The organism is Vibrio jasicida CAIM 1864 = LMG 25398 (assembly GCF_000400365.1).
Taxonomy (GTDB): domain Bacteria; phylum Pseudomonadota; class Gammaproteobacteria; order Enterobacterales; family Vibrionaceae; genus Vibrio; species Vibrio jasicida.
In genome coordinates this window covers 117,722-136,465 of record NZ_BAOG01000025.1, presented here as the reverse complement: position 1 = coordinate 136,465, position 18,744 = coordinate 117,722, and the positions used below count along the sequence as shown (strand labels likewise).

Sequence of the window (18,744 nt, the reverse complement as noted above, 5' to 3'; positions counted from 1 at the left end):
TTTATCGTGTAACTCAATCAGTTTTCTTCGGCTTGGTAGCGAATGCTGTTAATAAACCACTCTTTGTAGCCTTCCGGCGTTCTCACTGCGAATTCGTCATCGACTTCTTTTTTTAGTAGCGCACGAGCCATTGGGGAATCAATCGAGATATAACCTTTTGCATCGCCATAGATTTCATCGGGACCAACGATGCGGAAACTCTTCACATCGCCCGCTTCGTTCTCAATTTCCACCCAAGCACCAAAGAACACTTTGCCTTCTTGCTGAGGTGAGTAATCCACCACTTTGACTTGCTCTAGACGCTTGCGTAAGTATCTGACGCGGCGGTCAATTTCACGCAAGCGTTTTTTGTTGTACTGATAATCTGCGTTTTCGCTTCGGTCGCCTAAGCTTGCTGCCCAAGTTACCTTTTTGGTGACCTCTGGGCGATCTTCTCTCCAAAGAAAGTCGAGTTCTGTTTTTAGGCGATTGTAGCCTTCACGGGTAATTAAATTGGTTTTCATTAGAAGTAAATCAGCCGTTATTGGATTCTGTTGATCATATACCCAAGTAACCTCAAGATGCTAGGTTCAGCGAGAATGACTTGGTTTGTAGACGCGGCGGCGATTTAAAGGTCTAGTGGGCCTAAATCAAGAATCGGCAACAAAGTATACAAGCCAAGAGCCTTACCATTTGTAAAGAGTGCCCTTCGGGAGCGTGTAATTGACCCGCTTTTTTATTAAACCAATGGCTGTGTCAAACAACTTGGAAAGAGCTGGCTATTACGCTGCGTTGTTTTCCTTGCTTACTTTCGATAAACAGGGAATCAATGACAGCGCTCTGAATCCTGCATCTTGAAGTCACTTGGGTATAGCCGCCTTGATTTTGTCTGACTGTAAATTGTTGTGAAGGGAAGAAAAACAAGGTGAAACATGGGAATAATCCATCAAAATCGTGGCTAAGATAAAAAGAGTAACAATTTGCACAAGCACGTTTGAAAAAACAGTGATACATTTTTGACTATAGATGCCTCTGAAAGGATGTTTCAATGCAGGAAAATCATAAAATATTAGTGGTTGATGACGATGCTCGTTTGCGTGCTCTTTTGGAGCGTTACCTTTCTGAGCAAGGTTTTCAGGTGAGAAGTGTCGCTAACGGCGAGCAAATGGATCGTCTTCTGACCCGTGAAAACTTCCACCTTATGGTGCTGGATTTAATGTTGCCGGGCGAAGATGGCTTATCGATTTGTCGTCGTTTACGTCATGCCAACAACATGCTACCTATCCTAATGCTGACGGCGAAAGGCGATGAAGTTGATCGTATCGTTGGTCTAGAAGTGGGAGCAGACGATTACTTACCAAAACCGTTTAACCCGCGTGAACTGCTGGCTCGAATTAAAGCAGTACTTCGCCGCCAAACGGTTGAACTACCTGGTGCGCCAAGCACGGAAGAGAAAGTCGTTGAGTTTGGTGACTTCCGTCTTAACCTAGGAACGCGCGAAATGTTCCGTGGTGAAGAGGCGATGCCACTGACTTCAGGTGAGTTTGCGGTGCTGAAAGCACTTGTGACCAACGCTCGTGAGCCGATGTCACGTGATAAGCTGATGAACATGGCCCGTGGTCGTGAATACTCGGCAATGGAGCGTTCTATCGACGTTCAAATTTCGCGTCTACGCCGCATGCTTGAGGATGATCCAAGCAAGCCGCGCTACATCCAGACGGTGTGGGGTTTAGGCTACGTGTTCGTTCCAGACGGTAAAGAAGCGTAATCTGCTATAAAAGGTTTGCCGATACTCGGCTGCTCATATTCCACCCTCAAGCCTCCTTCCTGTTTGAGGGCTGGAAACTCGCAATTAATGTTGTTCACTAGGAACAGTCCATTAGGGATCCTCCATGCGAATCCGAAGTTCATTTACACAATCCATTTTACTGTTCATTTCTTTGCTTCTCGCTAGCCAAGTCTTTTCTTACTACGCCGTTTTTAATTACGCGTTGATGCCAAGTTTGCAACAGTTCAACAAAATTCTCGCTCATGAATTGAATTTGGTTCTTGATGAAGATGGTTTACTCAAGTCTGATGCACCTCTGCGTCACCAATTGCTAGAAAATCTTGGAGTAACAGTACATAGCGTTGATAGCGAGATGATGAATGAGTTCAATCATGCGATGTCGATTGACTTGATGTCAGAAGAAATGTCGCAAGAGCTTGGCTCACCAACGGAAGTTCGTTTGCTACTTGGCAGTGAGAGCTACATTCTGTGGATGCGCATCGATCAGTTGCCGAACTCCATCATTCGTATTCCGCTCTCTGAACTGCAAGAAGAAGATTTTGCTCCGCTGTTCCGTAACAGCTTGATCATGGCGCTTCTTATCATTGCTGGTGGCTGGTTGTTTATCCGTTTGCAAAACCGACCTTTGATTGCGTTAGAAAAAGCCGCGAAAGGAGTAGGTCGAGGTGAAATTCCGCCGCCATTGCCAGAGAAAGGTGCTTCAGAAATCCGCTCTGTAACTCGCGCATTCAACCAGATGTCGAAAGGTATTCAAGAGCTGGAAGAAGATCGTGCGCTACTAATGGCAGGCATTAGTCACGACTTACGCACGCCACTGACGCGTATTCGCCTCGCGACAGAAATGATGTCACCTGAAGACAGTTACTTAGCCGAAGGCATCATCAGTGATACCGAAGAGTGTAACGAGATCATCAGTCAGTTTATGGACTACCTCAAGCCAGTAAATAAAGAGTCGTTTGAGCAGGTGGACATCAATACCATTACCAGCGATGTAGCAACGTCGGAAGGGGGTTATGAAGTCGAAATCGAAACTGACCTCAACCCTACGATGCCAACCGCGAAAGGCAGTCCAATCGCGATTAAACGCGCGGTGAGTAACCTTGTGGTTAATGCTCTACGATACGGCAATGGCTGGGTGAAAATCAGTACGGGCGTCACGGCCGACAAACAGTTGGTGTGGGTTTGCGTTGAAGACAATGGCCCGGGTATCGAGCAGTCGCAAATTGCCAAGTTGTTTGAACCTTTTACTCGTGGTGATACCGCGCGAGGTAGTGAGGGGACCGGATTGGGCTTAGCCATTGTGAAGCGTATCGTTAGCCAACATTCTGGCTCGGTTGTGGTACGTAACCGCAGTGAAGGCGGGTTAAGCGCACAAATCAGTTTCCCAACCAAGTAAGCTTTCTTGCTCAATCGATTCCAATAAAAAAGCCCAACCTATGACTAGGTTGGGCTCCCCGATCATCCTAGGCAAGGTTAGGATTCTTTTACCTCTTGAGCAACCAGCTCATCCTCCTCTTCCAGTTTCTCTGGAAGCAGTAGGTTCAATACGATAGCGGTGATGCCGCCTGCCGCCACGCCTGTTGAGAAAATACTCTTAATGAACTCCGGCATGAATTGCAGAATTTCTGGTTTTTGTGCAATGCCCAAACCCATTGAGAATGACAGCGCCATAATTAGGATTGCGCGGCGATCGAGATCGACACGAGAGATGATGCGCACACCTGCAGCGGCAATGGTACCGAACATCACGATAGTCGCGCCGCCCAGTACTGGCTCAGGAATCAGTTGAACAAAGCTTGCCACACCCGGGAACAGACCCAGAATCACCAACATGCCTGAAATGAAGTAACCCACGTAACGGCTTGCTACACCAGTGAGCATTATGATGCCGTTGTTTTGGCTAAAGGTAGAGTTCGGGAAGCTGTTGAATACTGCTGCAATCGCTGAGTTCAGACCGTCAGCTAATACGCCGCCTTTGATGCGCTTCATGTAAACCGGGCCTTTCACTGGCTCTCCAGAAACTTCAGACGTTGCGGTAATGTCACCAATTGCTTCTAGTGCTGTGATGAAGAAAATCAGAACCAGTGGAATAAACAGCGACCAGTCGAAGCTTAAGCCGTATTGCATTGGGATTGGCAGCGCGATGAGTTCAGTTTCGCCCAGTGTTGAAGTGTCGACCATGCCCATGAAGTACGCCATGACGTAGCCAACCAACATTGCAATCACGATAGAAGCTACGCGTAGGTATGGGTTCTTTGAACGGTTAAGGATTACGATCAAGCCAAGTACCGTACCAGCGAGAGCTAACTTGTCTAGGCTACCGAAAGAGCCATCGCTCATTGCCGCGTAGCCACCGCCCATTGATACCAAACCCACTTGGATAAGTGTTAGACCGATAAGCGTCACGACAATGCCAGATACCAATGGCGTAATGATGCGGCGTGCGTGTTCTAGGACGCGAGATAGCAGGATTTCAGCAAAAGACGCCACCAAGATAGTACCGAAAATCGCTGCCATCATGGTGCTAAGATCAGCGCCGCCAGCTTTAAGAGAAAGACCCGCACCTATGATTGGACCTAAGAAGTTAAAGCTGGTGCCTTGCACTGAAAGCAAACCAGAGCCGATAGGACCAAAGGTACGAATTTGAATAAAGGAAGACACGCCTGACGCAAACAGTGACATGCTGATGATGGTATTGGTTTGGTCTGCAGGCACACCCAAAGACTGACAAATGATCAGAGAAGGAGTAATAACGGCTACGAACATCGCCAATAAGTGCTGAAGTGCAGCAAAAATGGTCTGAGGTAGTGGTGGACGATCGTTTAACTGATAGACCAGTTCCGAAGTTCGGTTTGAAGTTGTCATTTTTGTCTCGCTAGTCGCAATAATTCTTGGCCCAGAGCTCGCTGAATGGGAGTGCTGGGTGGAGTTGACGTTATGACCTGTGATTGCTGTTAATCAGTGTCAACTCAGGTTGGTTTGATGTGACAAGGTGCACACCATAAATTTTGAGCGCGATTATAGAGGGATTTATTCAAAAAGCAAACGTTTGCTTTGGGCTAAAAAGAAAAGGCGATAACGGAATGGTTATCGCCTTTAAGGTTTTACATTGGGTGGTTAGTTTTTTAAGTGCTTATCGAAGAAGCCCAACACATGAGCGTAATATTTAGCTCGGTGTTCGTCTTTGTAAAAGCCATGTCCTTCATCGTCTAACACAAAAGATTCGTATGGATAGTTGAGCTTGTCGAGTGCTTTAGCCATTGCCTCATAATGTTCAATAGGCGCACGTTGATCTTTTCCACCATGCACGAGAAGAATAGAAGCTTTTAACTTGTCTGCATTATGAGTTGGAGACATGGCTTTCCAGACTTTAGGATCGGTTCCCAGTACTTCTTTCAAATAGCTTAACCCCATGCGACTATCGGGCACATCACCTTCGGTGAACATCAACTCAAGGTCATAAACACCGGCACTGCCCACTGCGCACTGGAATAACTCAGGTGCAAGGGTGGCGGATTGCAATGCACTGTATCCACCAAAGCTTCCGCCAGAAATACAGATGCGTTCTTTATCTGCGATGCCTTCTGCGACAATGTGTTTGGTGGCGTCGATGATGTCATATTGAATGTTCGTTCCCCATTTACGATAGCCAGCCTCTTCAAACTGCTTACCGAAACCACCACTGCCACGGAAATTTACTTGCATCACAGCATAGCCATTGTTAGCGAGAAACTGATTCTCCTCGGTAAAACGCCACCAATCTCGTGGACCATGAGGACCGCCATGCGGATTGACGATAAGAGGGAGATTTTTTGCTTCAGTATTTGGAGGCAATGTCAGATAGCCTGAGATGGTTTTCCCGTCTCGACTGGTGAACTCAAAAGGCTTCACTTCGGCCATTTTCTCTGGGTCTAACCACTCTCGTGCCGAGAACAGATAACGGATTTCTTTTGGCTCGGTGGTAAATAAGTAGTAATCCCCAGGATTTCTATCGTTAAAGGCCATGATGACGTAAGCGTCACCAGCTTCTGTCTCACTGACTAGGCGAACTTGATGACCAGGCAGAGAAGTGAGGATTTGCTTTAAGTATTCGCTGCGTTTGTTTTTTGGATCAACAAAGGCATAAGTAGGGTAATCACTTTCAAACTCGACCGCGTAAAGTTGCTTTGAGTCTGGATCTAACCAATATTCCTTCGGATCGACGGTATCATCCGAAGCAACTTTTGTACTTTTACCGGTTTTTAAGTTGAGGTGATGGATTGCTCTTGGCTCACCTGACTGACTTATCGCGGCATAAACGGAATCTTGATTCTCTGCAAAAGAGATGGGATAGAACTCTTCGAAGTTTTTTAAAGCCGCCAATTTATCGGAGCTTTTCCATTGATCGTTGACGCGATAATAAAGCTCGACTTTGTTATTGCTATTCAAGCCTGAAACAAAGCGAACTTCACCATCATGGTCGGTGAGAAACCGACTAAACGGGATGGGTGCTGTCGTTATCTTTGAGCGTCTACCGGTGTATACGTTGACGCGGTACACCTCTCTTGGCGCTTCTAAGTTGAAACTGTATTCACCGAGAGGAAGAGCAGAAACTAAGATATGGCGGTCGTCTTCAGGCAGAATATCTAGGACATCACCGTAAGCTCTTACGATAGAGGATGCTCGCACTAGGCGGCTAGTTTGAGGAGGGTTATAACCAAATATATAAGCGTATTTGTTTCCATCCACATTGGCCGAGACGAGTTCGCCGTAGTAGCGAGGGGCGGTAGACCAACTCTTTAAATATTCTTTGGATGCGACAACACGTTCATTATTGACCCAATAATAATCACCCACTTGCTCGTTACCTGAGAAGCGCAGCACACTGCTCGGCTGCATGGTTTTACTGTCGAGTATAACCAAAGCATCTTTACCATCGATACTGGATTCAAAGGCTAAGTGCTTGCCGTCAGGTGATATTTTTGGATTAAAGTAAGCCGAACTTTTGGCAAAAAGCTCAGCCGACTGAAGAATCGCGCTCTGTTTATCTTGCGCTGCTATGGGGGCGGAGTGTACAGAACCAACTAATGCTGCTGTGACCGCAAGCAAGGTACGTTTTTTCATGCATCTATCCTTGATGACATTGTGTATTTATGATGTTTTTATATCCGCTTGGATCATTAACTTTATGTAGAGTTTGCTTGCTCTAACTTGTCGTAATTATTGAATAAAGTCGAGTTGGCTTTTATTAAATGAGATATTCATTGGCGCAATGAATGTATGCGAAACCTACCTTACAGAGCAGTGTCTGTAAGGTAGGTTTATTAATGGAGCGAGGGTAGGTGAGAAAAAAGAGCTTACGCCTTAGAGTAAATGTCACGCTCACCTAACCAACGGTCAATAATTGCGGTCGCATTCGTTGGGTAGTTGTCATGAATGTAACGCGCGATGCGTTGAACTTCCGGAATTAAGCGCTGATCTCGCACTAAGTCGGCAATTTTAAAATCGGCCAAGCCAGTTTGTTTGGTGCCAAGAAGCTCACCCGGTCCACGAATCTCTAAGTCTTTCTGTGCAATCACAAAGCCGTCATTGCTTTCACGTAATACGCCTAAACGTTTTTGGGCGGTTTTTGATAGTGGCGAGTGATACAGCAACACACAATGGCTCGCCACTGAACCTCGACCAACACGACCTCTAAGCTGGTGCAACTGAGCTAAACCCAAGCGCTCTGGGTTCTCGATGATCATCAGGCTGGAATTGGGCACGTCCACGCCAACTTCAATCACTGTCGTTGCAACCAGTAAATGCAGCTTATTGTCTTTGAAATCCTGCATCACCGCTTGCTTCTCGGCGGGCTTCATTCGTCCGTGCACGAGACCAATTTTTACGTCAGGCAGTTTACGTTGCAGCTCTTCAGCGGTATCAGCGGCGGCTTGAGCTTCCAAGACTTCAGATTCATCAATTAAGGTACATACCCAATACGCTTGTTTGCCTTCGTTTAAGCAAGCATTGCGCACTCGTTCGACGATATCATCGCGTTTGGTGTCTGGAATCGCGACGGTCTGGATTGGTGTTCGACCTGGCGGTAGCTCATCAATCACCGATGTTTCTAAGTCGGCATAAGCAGTCATGGCTAATGTTCGCGGAATCGGCGTTGCTGTCATGATGAGCTGATGTGGATAAGCGCCTTGTTTCGCGCCTTTCTCACGCAGCTCTAAGCGCTGGTGGACACCAAAGCGGTGCTGTTCATCAATAATGACTAACGCAAGATGATGGAACTCAACATGCTCTTGGAAAAGGGCGTGAGTGCCCACTACCATTTTCGCTTCACCGCTGGCAATGCGCGCCAATTCGGCTTCTTTGGCTTTACCTTTCAATTTACCCGCAAGCCAACCGACCTGAATGCCCATTTTCTCGAACCAATTAGCGAAGTTAATCGCGTGCTGTTCGGCGAGCAGTTCGGTGGGTGCCATTAAAGCGACTTGATAGCTGTGTTCAATGGCTCTGACGGCAGCAAGCGCAGCAACTAAAGTTTTCCCCGAGCCTACGTCACCTTGAACAAGGCGCATCATTGGGTGCGTTTTTTCTAAGTCAGCTTCAATTTCTTTAACGACTCGTGCTTGAGCATTGGTCGGCGAGAAGGGCAATTGAGCCAGTAGCTGTTTTTTTAGTGAGTCACACGGCGCCAAAGGCAATGCAACGTCCTGTTGCCCTTTGCTGCGCACTGCCAACATAGAGAGATTCTGCGCCAGTAACTCTTCCATGATCAAACGAATTTGAGCTGGGTGTTTACCTTCATCAAACTCATCCAAATTAATGGTTGGAGGCGGTCGATGAATCGTATGCAGCGCTTGCGACATGGTGATCTGGTGATCGTACAAACCGGAAGGTAGCAACTCTTGTACTGCGGCTTTATCTAGGAGTGATAAGGCTTGTTCCGTCAGGTTACGCAAAGTGATTTGGCGCAACCCATCGGTGGTTGGATAAACGGGGGTTAAGCTTTGTTCCACATCCGGTTTTTGTTCACTTACATAAAACTTGTAGTCAGGGTGGACAATTTCTAAGCCCATACCGCCACGCTTAATTTCACCGTAAGCGTGTACTAACTTACCATTCGAGAAGTTGTTCTTCATCGCAGCAGTAAAGTTAAAAAAGCGTAGGGTAATCGTGCCATTGCCGTCGCTGATTTTTACCGTCAGCATTTTGCGTTTGCCGAAAGTAGTATCGACAGCCATGACTTTGCCCTGTACCGCCGCCCAAAGTCCGGCATGCAGTTTGGCGATTGGATAAATGCGAGTGCGATCTTCGTAACGAAGAGGAAGATGAAACAGTAGATCTTGAACGCTATGCAAACCAACTTTGGCGAGTTTTTCTGCGACTTTAGCGCCAACTCCAGACAGAGAAGTTAAAGGAACAGCAGATAACATTTGGGCAGACATAGTGGGCTCAAGAAAATAGTTAACATAGCAGTATGTTAACCACTAAGCTGTGTTTTTGTACAGGATTAAGTTAGAGAAAGGGATATGGGAACGCTTACGCTCCGAGATTCGAGAACGCGGAAATAAACTAACCAGTGAGGCGAGAAAGAGCCATATCGGTTGACGATATGAGGTTATCCCGAAGCGAAGCGTTCTCGCCTCTCGAGTCTATTTATTTCTTCTGCATCTCTTTCCACCATGATTCGTCAGCCACAATTTGGCCTTCGTCATCAAGTTGTGGGTATTCTAGCCCTTTGCGCTTCGCTACCTTTGCTAAGACCGGATGCCCACGTTCGAACAAAATGCGGTTGATGGTTTCTTTTGGTAGAGCGCTCTCTTCACGTTCGTACATGCCAGCGGCTTCACGCTGACGCTGCGCTTCATAAAGAATCACAGCGCTGGCGACTGAGACATTCAGAGACTGCACCATACCGATCATTGGAATAATGATGTCTTGGTCTGCGAGTTTTTTCGCTTGCTCTGAAGCGCCGATTTTTTCGCTACCCAGAATAATTGCCGTTGGCTTGGTGTAGTCGATTTCACGAAAATCGACCGCGGTGTCCGAAAGGTTCGTGACCAAAACCTGCATGCCTTGCGCTTTGAGCTCGGTAATCGCGGTTTCAATCGAATTGTGAGTATCTACTTCTACCCAGTTACGTGCGCCTGCTGAGGTGTGAGTGAGGGTACGCATTTTGTCTGGCCAAATCGCATGAACTTTGTGTAAGCCTGTTGCGTCAGCAGTACGGATCACAGCGGATACGTTGTTTGGCTTATGAACTTCTTCAAGGCACAGAGTGAGGTCGGTTTGGCGTGCTTTTAGCACCTGATGAATGCGGTTGTAACGTTCTAAATTCATAATTAATAGGGATATAAAAAATCGCCACCCAGTGATTGGATGGCGATGAAGTTTAGTTCTTTCTTCGTCTGACTCGAGTCGCCTGTGGCATGGTCTTAATTTTACGCATGATGCCAGCAAGGTGAACACGATCTTTGGTGGTTAGCAGAACGGTAACGGTGTACAAGCGACCGTCGCGCTCTTCGGTCGAGAGACCGTGAATGTTCGAACCGGTTTTCGAAATCACATTGGTCAATTCCGCTAACGCACCTTGGTTGTTAAGCATATCGACTTTTAGTTCAGCGATGAATTCTTTGTCGTACTCTTCAGACCAAGCAACAGCCATGTATTTGTCTGGTTCTTTTTGATAACCGCGTACGTTTGGACACGTTTCACGGTGTACCACAAGACCACGACCTGGTGATACGTGAGCGATAATGTGGTCATCCGGGATAGGGTGACAACAATTTGCGAAAGTCAGTAGCAGGCCTTCAGCCCCACGGATTGGCAGTTTCTTTTTAGATTCGTTTGGAATCGAACTTGTTGTGGTCAACTCATCGGTGTCACCTAGTAGGCGACGAGCGATGACGATACTCATCAATTCACCCAAACCAATTGCTGCAAGCAGATCATCAACGCTTTCTAAACGTAGATCCGTGAGCACTTCTTGGATGTTTTCTGGGTAGATTGAATCAATCGAGTGGCGACCTAAGGCGTGATTCAGAAGGCGACGACCCAAGGTAATCGACTCTTCGCGACGCATGGTTTTCAATACTTGACGAATCTTAGTGCGGGCACGCGATGTCACGACATAGTTTAACCAAGCCGCGTTTGGACGAGCGCCTGGTGCACTGATGATTTCTACCGTCTGACCGTTCTTCAGTGCCTTACTCAATGGGTAAGGGTTGCGATCAACACGAGTACCAACGCAAGAGTTGCCAACATCAGTATGCACTGCATAAGCAAAGTCGACCGCTGTAGCACCTAACGGCAATTCAACGATACGACCTTTTGGCGTGAAGACGTAAATTTCGTCTGGGAACAGATCCGATTTTACGTTTTCAATGAATTCGAATGAGTTACCTGCACTTTGCTGTAGCTCAAGTAGGCTTTGCATCCAACGCTGAGCTTTCACTTGCGCTGTTGTGCCAGACTTGTCGCCCTTGTCTTTGTATGACCAGTGTGCTGCAACACCTTTATCCGCCATTTGATCCATATCTTCGGTACGGATCTGAACTTCTACTGGTACACCGTGTGGGCCGACCATAGAAGTGTGTAGCGATTGGTAGCCGTTCGCTTTTGGTACTGCGATGTAATCTTTCATGCGACTAGGGCGCGGCTTATACAAGCTGTGTACTTGGCCTAGGACGCGATAACAAGTATCGGCAGTATCAACAACCACTCGGAAAGCGTAGATATCCATGATGGTGTGGAAACGCTGTTCTTTGGTTTTCATCTTGTTGTAGATGGAGAACAGGTTCTTTTCACGACCTAACACGCGCGCATTTAAGCCTACATCTTCGAGTCGGCCTTCAATTTCGCTGTGAATACGTTGGATCATCTCTTTTCGATTACCACGTGCCGCTCGCACCACTTCTTTTAGAACGCGGTAGCGGTTAGGGTAAAGCGCTTCGAAGCCAAGCTCCTCGAGTTCCGTTTTGATATTGTGAATACCAAGTCGGTGAGCCAGCGGCGCGTAGATTTCCAGTGTTTCACGAGCAATACGGCGTTTTTTGTCAGGGCGCAGGGCACCTAGCGTGCGCATATTGTGCGTACGGTCGGCCAGTTTGATCAGGATAACGCGGATGTCTTGCACCATCGCCAGAACCATCTTACGGAAGTTCTCGGCTTGAGCCTCTTTCCTATCGCGGAATTTGAGTTTGTCCAGTTTAGATACACCATCAACCAGCTCAGCGACGGTATTGCCGAATTTCTCTTCGAGATCTTCTTTTGTAACGTCACAGTCTTCGATGACGTCATGCAGCAAAGCAGCTTGGAGGGTTTCGATATCGAGGCGCATTTCGGCCAAGATTCGAGCCACAGCGACTGGGTGGATGATGTATGGTTCACCGCTTGAGCGGGTTTGCCCTTCATGGGCATCTCTTGCTACCACATAAGATTGACGCAGAGCCTCAATTTGAGGCTCTGTTAGGTATTCTTGGGCAACGTCTTTGAGGCTATCGAATAGATACAAATTATAGGCCCGGGAGGTTGTTGAATTCTAAAGTCAGAATTAACGGTTGTGAGCGATGCTGCTTACTGCCGCTAGCTCTGCCGCTTCTTGCTCTTGCTGTTCTTGACGTTCACGAGCGTCTAGAACTTCTTTAGTAATTAAACCTTCTTCGATTTCGCGTAGAGCGATAACCGTTGGCTTATCGTTCTCTTCTGGCACTAGTGCATCTTTACCGCCAGTTTGCATTTGACGAGCGCGGCGAGCCGCAATCAGTACTAGGTCGAAACGGTTGCCAACTTTTTCAACAGCGTCTTGAACAGTTACGCGTGCCATGAGGACTCCAAATAGTTAACTAAATTTTGAATGACGAGAAAGTATACAGTCTCAGCGTAATATTTACTAGCGATAAGACGTGCAACAACAATGACTTTCTATATAAACAATATAAGCTTCCTTACCGTAATAAAGAAGCGAAAATTTGTGTTTCCGAACAGAATTACTCTGCTAGAAGCGCATCAAGCATACCTTTATATTTAGCAGCTTGCTTTTCTTCCTTCAATCTTTCCGCACGTAGAATGGCTTTAAAGTCCATTAATGCAGTGTCGAAATCATCGTTTACGATTACGTAATCGTACTCGTTGTAGTGTGAGATTTCAGACTTTGCTTCTGCCATGCGTTTTGCGATTACTTCTTCACTGTCTTGACCACGAGTGTTTAGACGGCGCTCTAGCTCACCATTTGATGGTGGCAGGATAAAGATGCTTTTCGCTTCTGGCATTTGCTCACGGATTTGGCGTGCGCCTTGCCAATCGATGTCTAGGAATACGTCGATGCCTTTATTTAGCGTTTCTTCAATCCATACGCGTGATGTGCCGTAGTAGTTACCGAACACTTCTGCATATTCTAGGAAGTCGCCTTTAGCAATTAGAGTTTCAAACTCTTCTTTTGCTACGAAGTGGTAGTGCGTACCATTTTCTTCGCCAGGGCGCATGCTACGAGTAGTATGAGACACAGACACTTTCATTGCGTATGTTGGGTTGCGTTCCAACATTGCTGAGATCAAGCTAGATTTACCTGCGCCGCTAGGTGCCGATACGATATAGAGAGTACCTTTGCCCATTGTACTGTTCCACTTTTGGTTGGATTGAGTGAATGCCGAAAGAGTATCGACCTTGTGTCATGCTAATAACGCTTATTGGCGAAATTGGTATAACGATAGCACTGACGTTGATGATTTTCTCACCAAACCGCTTGAGATTGGTGATAAACCCGCCAGAAAAATGGAGGCGAAGAGTATCATGATCTCTTTGCGGTGGCTAGCCGATCTTTTGGATCTTTGAGGCTCAGTATAAATTCATATCTTTGTATACAGAAACGAAAAAAGGGGAAGCTTTCACTTCCCCAGGCGTGCGACTGACTCACACTTAATTTTCGGAGCAACCATAACCACTTTGGTTACTACTTTACAGGTGTTGGTGGCCTGTTAGCCTTGAGACTCTAAGAAGTTGATCCAAGGGCTAGCGACAGGCTTCATATCAGGCGATTGCGCTGCACTCTTCATTGCTTTTAATGCATTGCTTGGCTGATTTAATTCGAAGTACGCCATACCTCGAATGTAGTTCAGCTCACCTTTATCATCACGTTTGGCGTCTGGTGCGGCATTCTTAGCAAACTTAGTTGCTGCTGAGTACTGCTTGTCGAGAATCATCAAACGAGCAATCTTGATCTGCGTTTTTACTTTTGGCGCTAACTTGTAGGCCGCTACATAAGTCTCAATCGACTTATCTAGTTCCTGTGCTTGTTGCCAGAAAGACGCTAGTTTTTCTAAGTTTTCAGCAGTACGCGCAACATGACCTTCTTCCATCGACGTTTGCATTGTTTTAGCCGCGCGGAAAGGTACACCTTGATAAGCTTGGAAGTTCACTAAGCGTAGATACTCTTTCTCTCCCTCTAAAAGACCCATTTTATGGGCCATTTCTAAGGTTGAAAGGGCATTACGCTCTTGTTTGAGTTCCATGTAAATACCAGACAATTGTGTCCAGTAACGCTTATTTTGCGGGTACTTGGTAGTCAAGATTTTTAGCACGCCAGCAACACTTTTGAATTGCTTTAATTCATAGTGAGCAGACATCAACAGCTGATACCAAGATTCACTAGGATTCTTCGTCATTGCAATTGCCTTTTTGGTTGGCGGAATTGCGTTGCGGTAATCTTCTAGTTGAATGTAAGCACTTGCCAATGTGATGTAAGCATGTGCTTGAGGTTTTTCCTCTGTTGTTTCAGCAATCTTGAACCACTCGTTCATCGTATTAACTGATTGCTTAAATTTGCCTTCTGCTAGATAAAGCTGTGCGAGGCTATAACGAACCTGTTGAGCTACGGGTACTGGTAAAGCATCTAACTTGAGTGCTTCAGCAAAGTACTTCGCTGCTTTTGGGTAATCGTCCTTTAAAGAATATAGAAAGCCCATCTGTTGTAGTAACACGGCGCGGTCGTATTTCTTTTTCTTGGTACTTCCCAAGGCAGAGTTCAGTTTAGAGATAGCATCCGAGTATTTTTCAGTTGCAATCAGTTCCTGAACTTTGTTCACAGTTCGGAATGTTCTGTCAGACAACTCTGGTGTTTTTGCTAGGGCAGGTGCGCTGTACGCACCTGCAATAACCAATAGAGAAGCTAACAATTTTGTATATGTTTTCATGTTGCGACTCCTTAGTTAGTAGAGAACTCGATTTCTTGCGATAAGCGCGAAGTTACCGGCTTTCCATCAACCATTTTTGGTTTAAAGGTCCACTTTGATACGGTTTTTCTTGCTGCTTTACCCAAGCCTAACTTACGTGGTGTTTCTTTTAAGACTTTGACATCTTGAACACTGCCACGCTCGTTAACAGTAAACTCTACTAAAACGATACCTTTCTCAATCCCAGCTCGTGCCGCTTTACGTGGCATTTGAGGTTGGAATGTCGCAAGAGGAACTGGGCCTCCGCTTCCAGCCAGTTGAGCGCCACCACCTTGCGAGTAGTGACCGAGTACTGAACCACCTGTAACGTTCACTGGTAGGTCGAGTTTCGGCATATCCATTGGGATTTGATCCATCACCGGTTTGACCGTTGCTGTTACCTTCATTTCAGGTGGCGGCGGTGGGCGCTTCGGTGGTGGTGGTTTCGGGAGTTCGCGCTTTTTCTCCTGTATTTTTTCGTCCGGTTTAATGCGAATGAATTCCACCATACGGAGATCATCATTCGACACTAGCTCGTGGCGCTCTTTGTTTACTAGCTTGTCCATCCCCCAGAACAATCCAAGGGAGACAATGAGCGCCAGTGCAATTGAGGCCAGATACCGCATAGGCTTAATCCTTATTGGTTGCGGCAATGGAGATGCTTTCAACACCTGCCATCTTAATCTGGTCCATCACCTTCACGACTACGCCAGCATTTGCTTCTGTATCCGCTTGGATTACAACCGCACCGTCTGGGCTTTCAGCACGTAGACGCTCGATGTTGGCACGAACTGCATCGACTTCAATACGACGCTTATCTACCCACACATCGCCTGCTGCACCGATAGCAACCATGATGTTACCTTTCTTCACGGTTTGCGCTGAACTTGCCGTAGGACGATTTACTTCTAGACCTGCTTCCTTAACAAACGACGTTGTTACGATAAAGAAGATCAACATGATGAATACGATGTCTAGCATCGGAGTCATATCGATAGCAGCCTCGTCGCTGCTGTCATTGCTATAGCGTCTCTTCATGACCTATACCTCTAATTCCGTTTACTCAGGCAATGTGCTTCAGCTTGTCTTCAAGCTTCTGCGTGGTGACTTTGGCTAAATGATCAAGACGAGTACTAAAGAAAAGTCCTGATAGAGAAGCCACCATTCCCGCTAATGTTGGGATTGTTGCCTTTGAGATCCCCGAGGCCATTGCTCGGGGGCTTCCTGTTCCTGTTACCGCTAAGATGTCGAATACTTGAATCATACCGACAACAGTGCCGAGCAGACCAAGTAGGGGACAAAGTGCAATCAGTACTTTAACGATTGGCAGTCCCTTTCTATTCTCAATATCCTGACGAGAAACCATTTCTTGTCGGATCATCTTTGCGTTCCAGCTTTTATGTTCTGAACGCTCTTCCCAAAAGCTCACCGCTTTTTTCATTGCTTTGGGAGCGACAGCAGCGAAGTAAAACCAACGTTCTAACAAGACTGCCCATAACATAAAGCTGAGGATAAAGATGGCGACAAGTACATCGCCACCCATTCCCAAGAAGCGCCTAATTGATTCAAGTTCTCCAACTAACCACCACATAATGCCTCCTTAGCTTTCGGCTTTATGCAGTTTTTCCTGATAGCGAGCGATGAAGCCTGCACTCTGTTCTTCAAGAGTTTGAACCAAACGGCGACCTTTACTGTGTACGATGGTGTACAGGAACAGTAGAGGAATTGCGACAACTAGACCAAGCATCGTAGTAACAAGTGCTTCTGAGATACCGCCAGCCATTAGCTTCGGATCACCTGTACCAAATAGTGTGATTGCTTGGAATGTACCGATCATACCCATAACGGTACCTAGTAGACCCAGAAGAGGAGCTACCGAAGCAAACAGCTTGATTGAACTGATAAAACGTTCAATGCTCGGTGCGTTGCGTAGGATGATTTCATCCAGTTTCGCTTCAAGATCCTCAAGGTTGTCACCTTTGTGGTCTTGGTAAGCTTGGATTACTTCACCCAGAGGGTTACCTGGAATAACAGTGTCTGATTTCGCTTGCTTACGCATTTTGCCACCAATAACCAATAGGCGTAGGTAACAGATAAGCGCGATAAGTGCACCGATAGCACCCATGCCTAGGATGACGTAACCCACGATACCACCTTGGTCAATACGCTCCTGAACAGTAGGGCTTTGTACAAGTAGAGACAGAATCACACCACGAGATGGGTCGATAAACAAAGGTTCGTATGTGCCTTCTGCTGCTTCAAAACCACCAACTAGGCCAGTAATGTTTTTGCGTGGTTGGCGTGATAGTTCTTCAAACTTAGCGGTTTGAGGTACGTAAGTAACGTACTTACCATCTGCGATTGCGTTAAACTCACCGACAAGAGTGACGTCACGTACCGCTTCTTTACCTTCGCCGTATACAACTGTTGCTTGTGCTGTTGTTGTCTCGCCTGATGCCACTACCTGTTGTAGGATCGTGTGCCAAAATGCTTCAAGTTCTTGCGTTGATGGAAGTTCTTTACTTTCTGCTAGTTTCGTAAGAAGTGCGTCACGCTCTGGGAAAAGAACAGCATTTTGTGAAGCGGCAAATAGGCCTTTAAATTCACCTGCATACTGACGAACCACACCAAACATTTCACCTAACGTACCTGAACGAACACGTAATGTTTCTGTTAGGTCAGTTAGCTGTTTGTCGTTTTCATCAAATGTTGCTTTTAATTCGTCACCAAGAGCTTGCTGTGCTGCAAGTTCTGCACGTGCTTTTTCAAGAAGTGCAGCTTGTTGGTCACGGTTGTTTTTGAACTCAGCTTCACGAGCCTTGTTCTCTTTTGATTCAACGATACTTTCTGATTTTACGTTTTTCAGTAGCTCAGATAAGTTCTTAGGTGCTTCAGCTTGCGCACCGGAAATCATGAATAAGCTCGCTAGCAAACCAGCGGCTAGAGTTTTGAATCCTTTCATTTCTTATTCCTCCCCAGCAAATACAGGCAGTTTGATCAGCGCTGGTGGCGCTTGTTTCTTAGCGATACGAAGGCCTTGCTGTACAGCGATACGGTAGTTTTCTGGTAGTGATTCCCATTGACGGGTTTGTTGATTCCACATACCTGTTTCACCGCCATCCGGAGATTGGAATAGAAGCGCAGTACGACCAATACGTAGGAAGTCGTAAGTCACGGTCTCACCGTTACGCTCTAGGCTAGCTTTGTAAGATTCGATTGAGCGAGAGAAGCCTTCTTCAATTTGATACGCTTCCATCACTTTACGGAATTTCTCAGAAGTTGTTACGTCTGCACGATCCATCAGGTCACGCAATTCGTTAACGCGCTTTGCGCGTTCTTCCTTTTGGAAAGGAAGATCAAGCACAACGAACTCATCAAGAGCGTCGATCATTTTCAATGTAAGAGGCACAACCTCAGTCGCGGTTTGATCGATTTGAGCAATCTGGCTGTTTAATGAATCCAATTCGCCTTGCTGCGATTGAACCATACGATTGATTTGCTCGTTGTAGATTTTCATGCTGTCGATCTGACGCAGAAGGCCTTTGTATTCAGCCAACATGCCTTCAGTGCTTTCAGCATAGGTGTCGATTTTTTGTTGTGAAGCCTGAGAAGACTTCGTCGTTTTTGCTTGGTTAGCGACGACGGTACCAGAGTCTGCAGCGACGGCTGCTCCGCTTACCGATAAAATCGCGGCAGTAACTGCACTTACGCCAAATTCCTTTAACGTCATAGTTGCATCCTTGTCAGTGTATAAAAGTCAGTCGAGTGGGGCGCAGGAAAAGCTCCTGCGCCAAA

General features: G+C 46.4%; 16 protein-coding genes. 2 read left to right on the top strand and 14 right to left on the bottom strand.

Annotation, left to right across the window (positions count from 1 at the left end):
* Positions 1 to 17 precede the first annotated feature (17 nt).
* Positions 18 to 503: a transcription elongation factor GreB gene (greB, locus tag VJL_RS07760; RefSeq protein ID WP_038870087.1), complete on the bottom strand. Its 486-nt coding sequence runs from the start codon at positions 501 to 503 to the stop codon at positions 18 to 20.
* 524 nt (positions 504 to 1,027) lie between these two features.
* Here greB and ompR point away from each other — a divergent pair.
* Positions 1,028 to 1,747 (top strand): osmolarity response regulator transcription factor OmpR, encoded by a 720-nt coding sequence (gene ompR, locus VJL_RS07755; protein ID WP_038870089.1) that lies wholly within the window; start codon positions 1,028 to 1,030, stop codon positions 1,745 to 1,747.
* 124 nt (positions 1,748 to 1,871) lie between these two features.
* Entirely contained in the window at positions 1,872 to 3,164 is a 1,293-nt protein-coding gene (gene envZ, locus VJL_RS07750; protein ID WP_038876979.1) for a two-component system sensor histidine kinase EnvZ, read from the top strand.
* Between the two features lie 77 nt (positions 3,165 to 3,241).
* Here the strand turns inward: envZ and VJL_RS07745 are convergent, their stop codons facing one another.
* The 13 genes from VJL_RS07745 to VJL_RS07685 form a co-directional block, all read right to left on the bottom strand.
* Complete coding sequence (locus tag VJL_RS07745) at positions 3,242 to 4,633, bottom strand: uracil-xanthine permease family protein (RefSeq protein WP_038876977.1); 1,392 nt, start codon at positions 4,631 to 4,633, stop codon at positions 3,242 to 3,244.
* A gap of 252 nt (positions 4,634 to 4,885) precedes the next feature.
* Positions 4,886 to 6,871, bottom strand: a complete 1,986-nt coding sequence (locus VJL_RS07740) for a S9 family peptidase (protein WP_038876975.1) — start codon at positions 6,869 to 6,871, stop codon at positions 4,886 to 4,888.
* A gap of 233 nt (positions 6,872 to 7,104) precedes the next feature.
* Positions 7,105 to 9,186, bottom strand: a complete 2,082-nt coding sequence (gene recG, locus VJL_RS07735) for an ATP-dependent DNA helicase RecG (RefSeq protein ID WP_038876973.1) — start codon at positions 9,184 to 9,186, stop codon at positions 7,105 to 7,107.
* A gap of 211 nt (positions 9,187 to 9,397) precedes the next feature.
* The gene (gene trmH, locus VJL_RS07730; RefSeq protein WP_038876971.1) at positions 9,398 to 10,081 is read right to left on the bottom strand and encodes a tRNA (guanosine(18)-2'-O)-methyltransferase TrmH; all 684 of its coding nucleotides are present in this window, start codon (positions 10,079 to 10,081) and stop codon (positions 9,398 to 9,400) included.
* A 52-nt stretch (positions 10,082 to 10,133) separates the two neighbouring features.
* Positions 10,134 to 12,254, bottom strand: a complete 2,121-nt coding sequence (spoT, locus tag VJL_RS07725; protein ID WP_038870099.1) for a bifunctional GTP diphosphokinase/guanosine-3',5'-bis pyrophosphate 3'-pyrophosphohydrolase — start codon at positions 12,252 to 12,254, stop codon at positions 10,134 to 10,136.
* Between the two features lie 39 nt (positions 12,255 to 12,293).
* Positions 12,294 to 12,566 (bottom strand): DNA-directed RNA polymerase subunit omega, encoded by a 273-nt coding sequence (gene rpoZ, locus VJL_RS07720; RefSeq protein ID WP_005379346.1) that lies wholly within the window; start codon positions 12,564 to 12,566, stop codon positions 12,294 to 12,296.
* A 163-nt stretch (positions 12,567 to 12,729) separates the two neighbouring features.
* Positions 12,730 to 13,353 carry a guanylate kinase gene (gene gmk, locus VJL_RS07715; protein ID WP_038870100.1) on the bottom strand — a complete coding sequence of 208 codons (624 nt, stop codon included), beginning with the start codon at positions 13,351 to 13,353 and terminating at the stop codon, positions 12,730 to 12,732.
* 363 nt (positions 13,354 to 13,716) lie between these two features.
* Complete coding sequence (locus VJL_RS07710) at positions 13,717 to 14,931, bottom strand: tetratricopeptide repeat protein (RefSeq protein ID WP_038876967.1); 1,215 nt, start codon at positions 14,929 to 14,931, stop codon at positions 13,717 to 13,719.
* A gap of 11 nt (positions 14,932 to 14,942) precedes the next feature.
* Entirely contained in the window at positions 14,943 to 15,575 is a 633-nt protein-coding gene (locus tag VJL_RS07705; RefSeq protein ID WP_005529132.1) for an energy transducer TonB, read from the bottom strand.
* 4 nt (positions 15,576 to 15,579) lie between these two features.
* Complete coding sequence (locus VJL_RS07700; RefSeq protein ID WP_005430119.1) at positions 15,580 to 15,987, bottom strand: ExbD/TolR family protein; 408 nt, start codon at positions 15,985 to 15,987, stop codon at positions 15,580 to 15,582.
* 25 nt (positions 15,988 to 16,012) lie between these two features.
* Entirely contained in the window at positions 16,013 to 16,540 is a 528-nt protein-coding gene (locus VJL_RS07695; protein WP_038870102.1) for a MotA/TolQ/ExbB proton channel family protein, read from the bottom strand.
* A gap of 9 nt (positions 16,541 to 16,549) precedes the next feature.
* Entirely contained in the window at positions 16,550 to 17,911 is a 1,362-nt protein-coding gene (locus VJL_RS07690; protein ID WP_038870104.1) for a MotA/TolQ/ExbB proton channel family protein, read from the bottom strand.
* Between the two features lie 3 nt (positions 17,912 to 17,914).
* On the bottom strand, positions 17,915 to 18,679 hold the full coding sequence (locus tag VJL_RS07685; protein WP_038870106.1) for a DUF3450 domain-containing protein: 765 nt from the start codon (positions 18,677 to 18,679) through the stop codon (positions 17,915 to 17,917).
* Positions 18,680 to 18,744 lie beyond the last annotated feature (65 nt).

Bases quoted from the DNA above. Each gene is read 5' to 3' on its own strand.
- VJL_RS07690 (WP_038870104.1), bottom strand. From the start codon at position 17,911: ATGAAAGGATTCAAAACTCTAGCCGCTGGTTTGCTAGCGAGCTTATTC.
- ompR (WP_038870089.1), top strand. From the start codon at position 1,028: ATGCAGGAAAATCATAAAATATTAGTGGTTGATGACGATGCTCGTTTG.
- gmk (WP_038870100.1), bottom strand. From the start codon at position 13,353: ATGGGCAAAGGTACTCTCTATATCGTATCGGCACCTAGCGGCGCAGGT.
- VJL_RS07685 (WP_038870106.1), bottom strand. From the start codon at position 18,679: ATGACGTTAAAGGAATTTGGCGTAAGTGCAGTTACTGCCGCGATTTTA.
- trmH (WP_038876971.1), bottom strand. From the start codon at position 10,081: ATGAATTTAGAACGTTACAACCGCATTCATCAGGTGCTAAAAGCACGC.
- VJL_RS07740 (WP_038876975.1), bottom strand. From the start codon at position 6,871: ATGAAAAAACGTACCTTGCTTGCGGTCACAGCAGCATTAGTTGGTTCT.
- envZ (WP_038876979.1), top strand. From the start codon at position 1,872: ATGCGAATCCGAAGTTCATTTACACAATCCATTTTACTGTTCATTTCT.
- greB (WP_038870087.1), bottom strand. From the start codon at position 503: ATGAAAACCAATTTAATTACCCGTGAAGGCTACAATCGCCTAAAAACA.
- recG (WP_038876973.1), bottom strand. From the start codon at position 9,186: ATGTCTGCCCAAATGTTATCTGCTGTTCCTTTAACTTCTCTGTCTGGA.
- rpoZ (WP_005379346.1), bottom strand. From the start codon at position 12,566: ATGGCACGCGTAACTGTTCAAGACGCTGTTGAAAAAGTTGGCAACCGT.
- VJL_RS07695 (WP_038870102.1), bottom strand. From the start codon at position 16,540: ATGTGGTGGTTAGTTGGAGAACTTGAATCAATTAGGCGCTTCTTGGGA.
- VJL_RS07700 (WP_005430119.1), bottom strand. From the start codon at position 15,987: ATGAAGAGACGCTATAGCAATGACAGCAGCGACGAGGCTGCTATCGAT.
- VJL_RS07705 (WP_005529132.1), bottom strand. From the start codon at position 15,575: ATGCGGTATCTGGCCTCAATTGCACTGGCGCTCATTGTCTCCCTTGGA.
- VJL_RS07745 (WP_038876977.1), bottom strand. From the start codon at position 4,633: ATGACAACTTCAAACCGAACTTCGGAACTGGTCTATCAGTTAAACGAT.
- VJL_RS07710 (WP_038876967.1), bottom strand. From the start codon at position 14,931: ATGAAAACATATACAAAATTGTTAGCTTCTCTATTGGTTATTGCAGGT.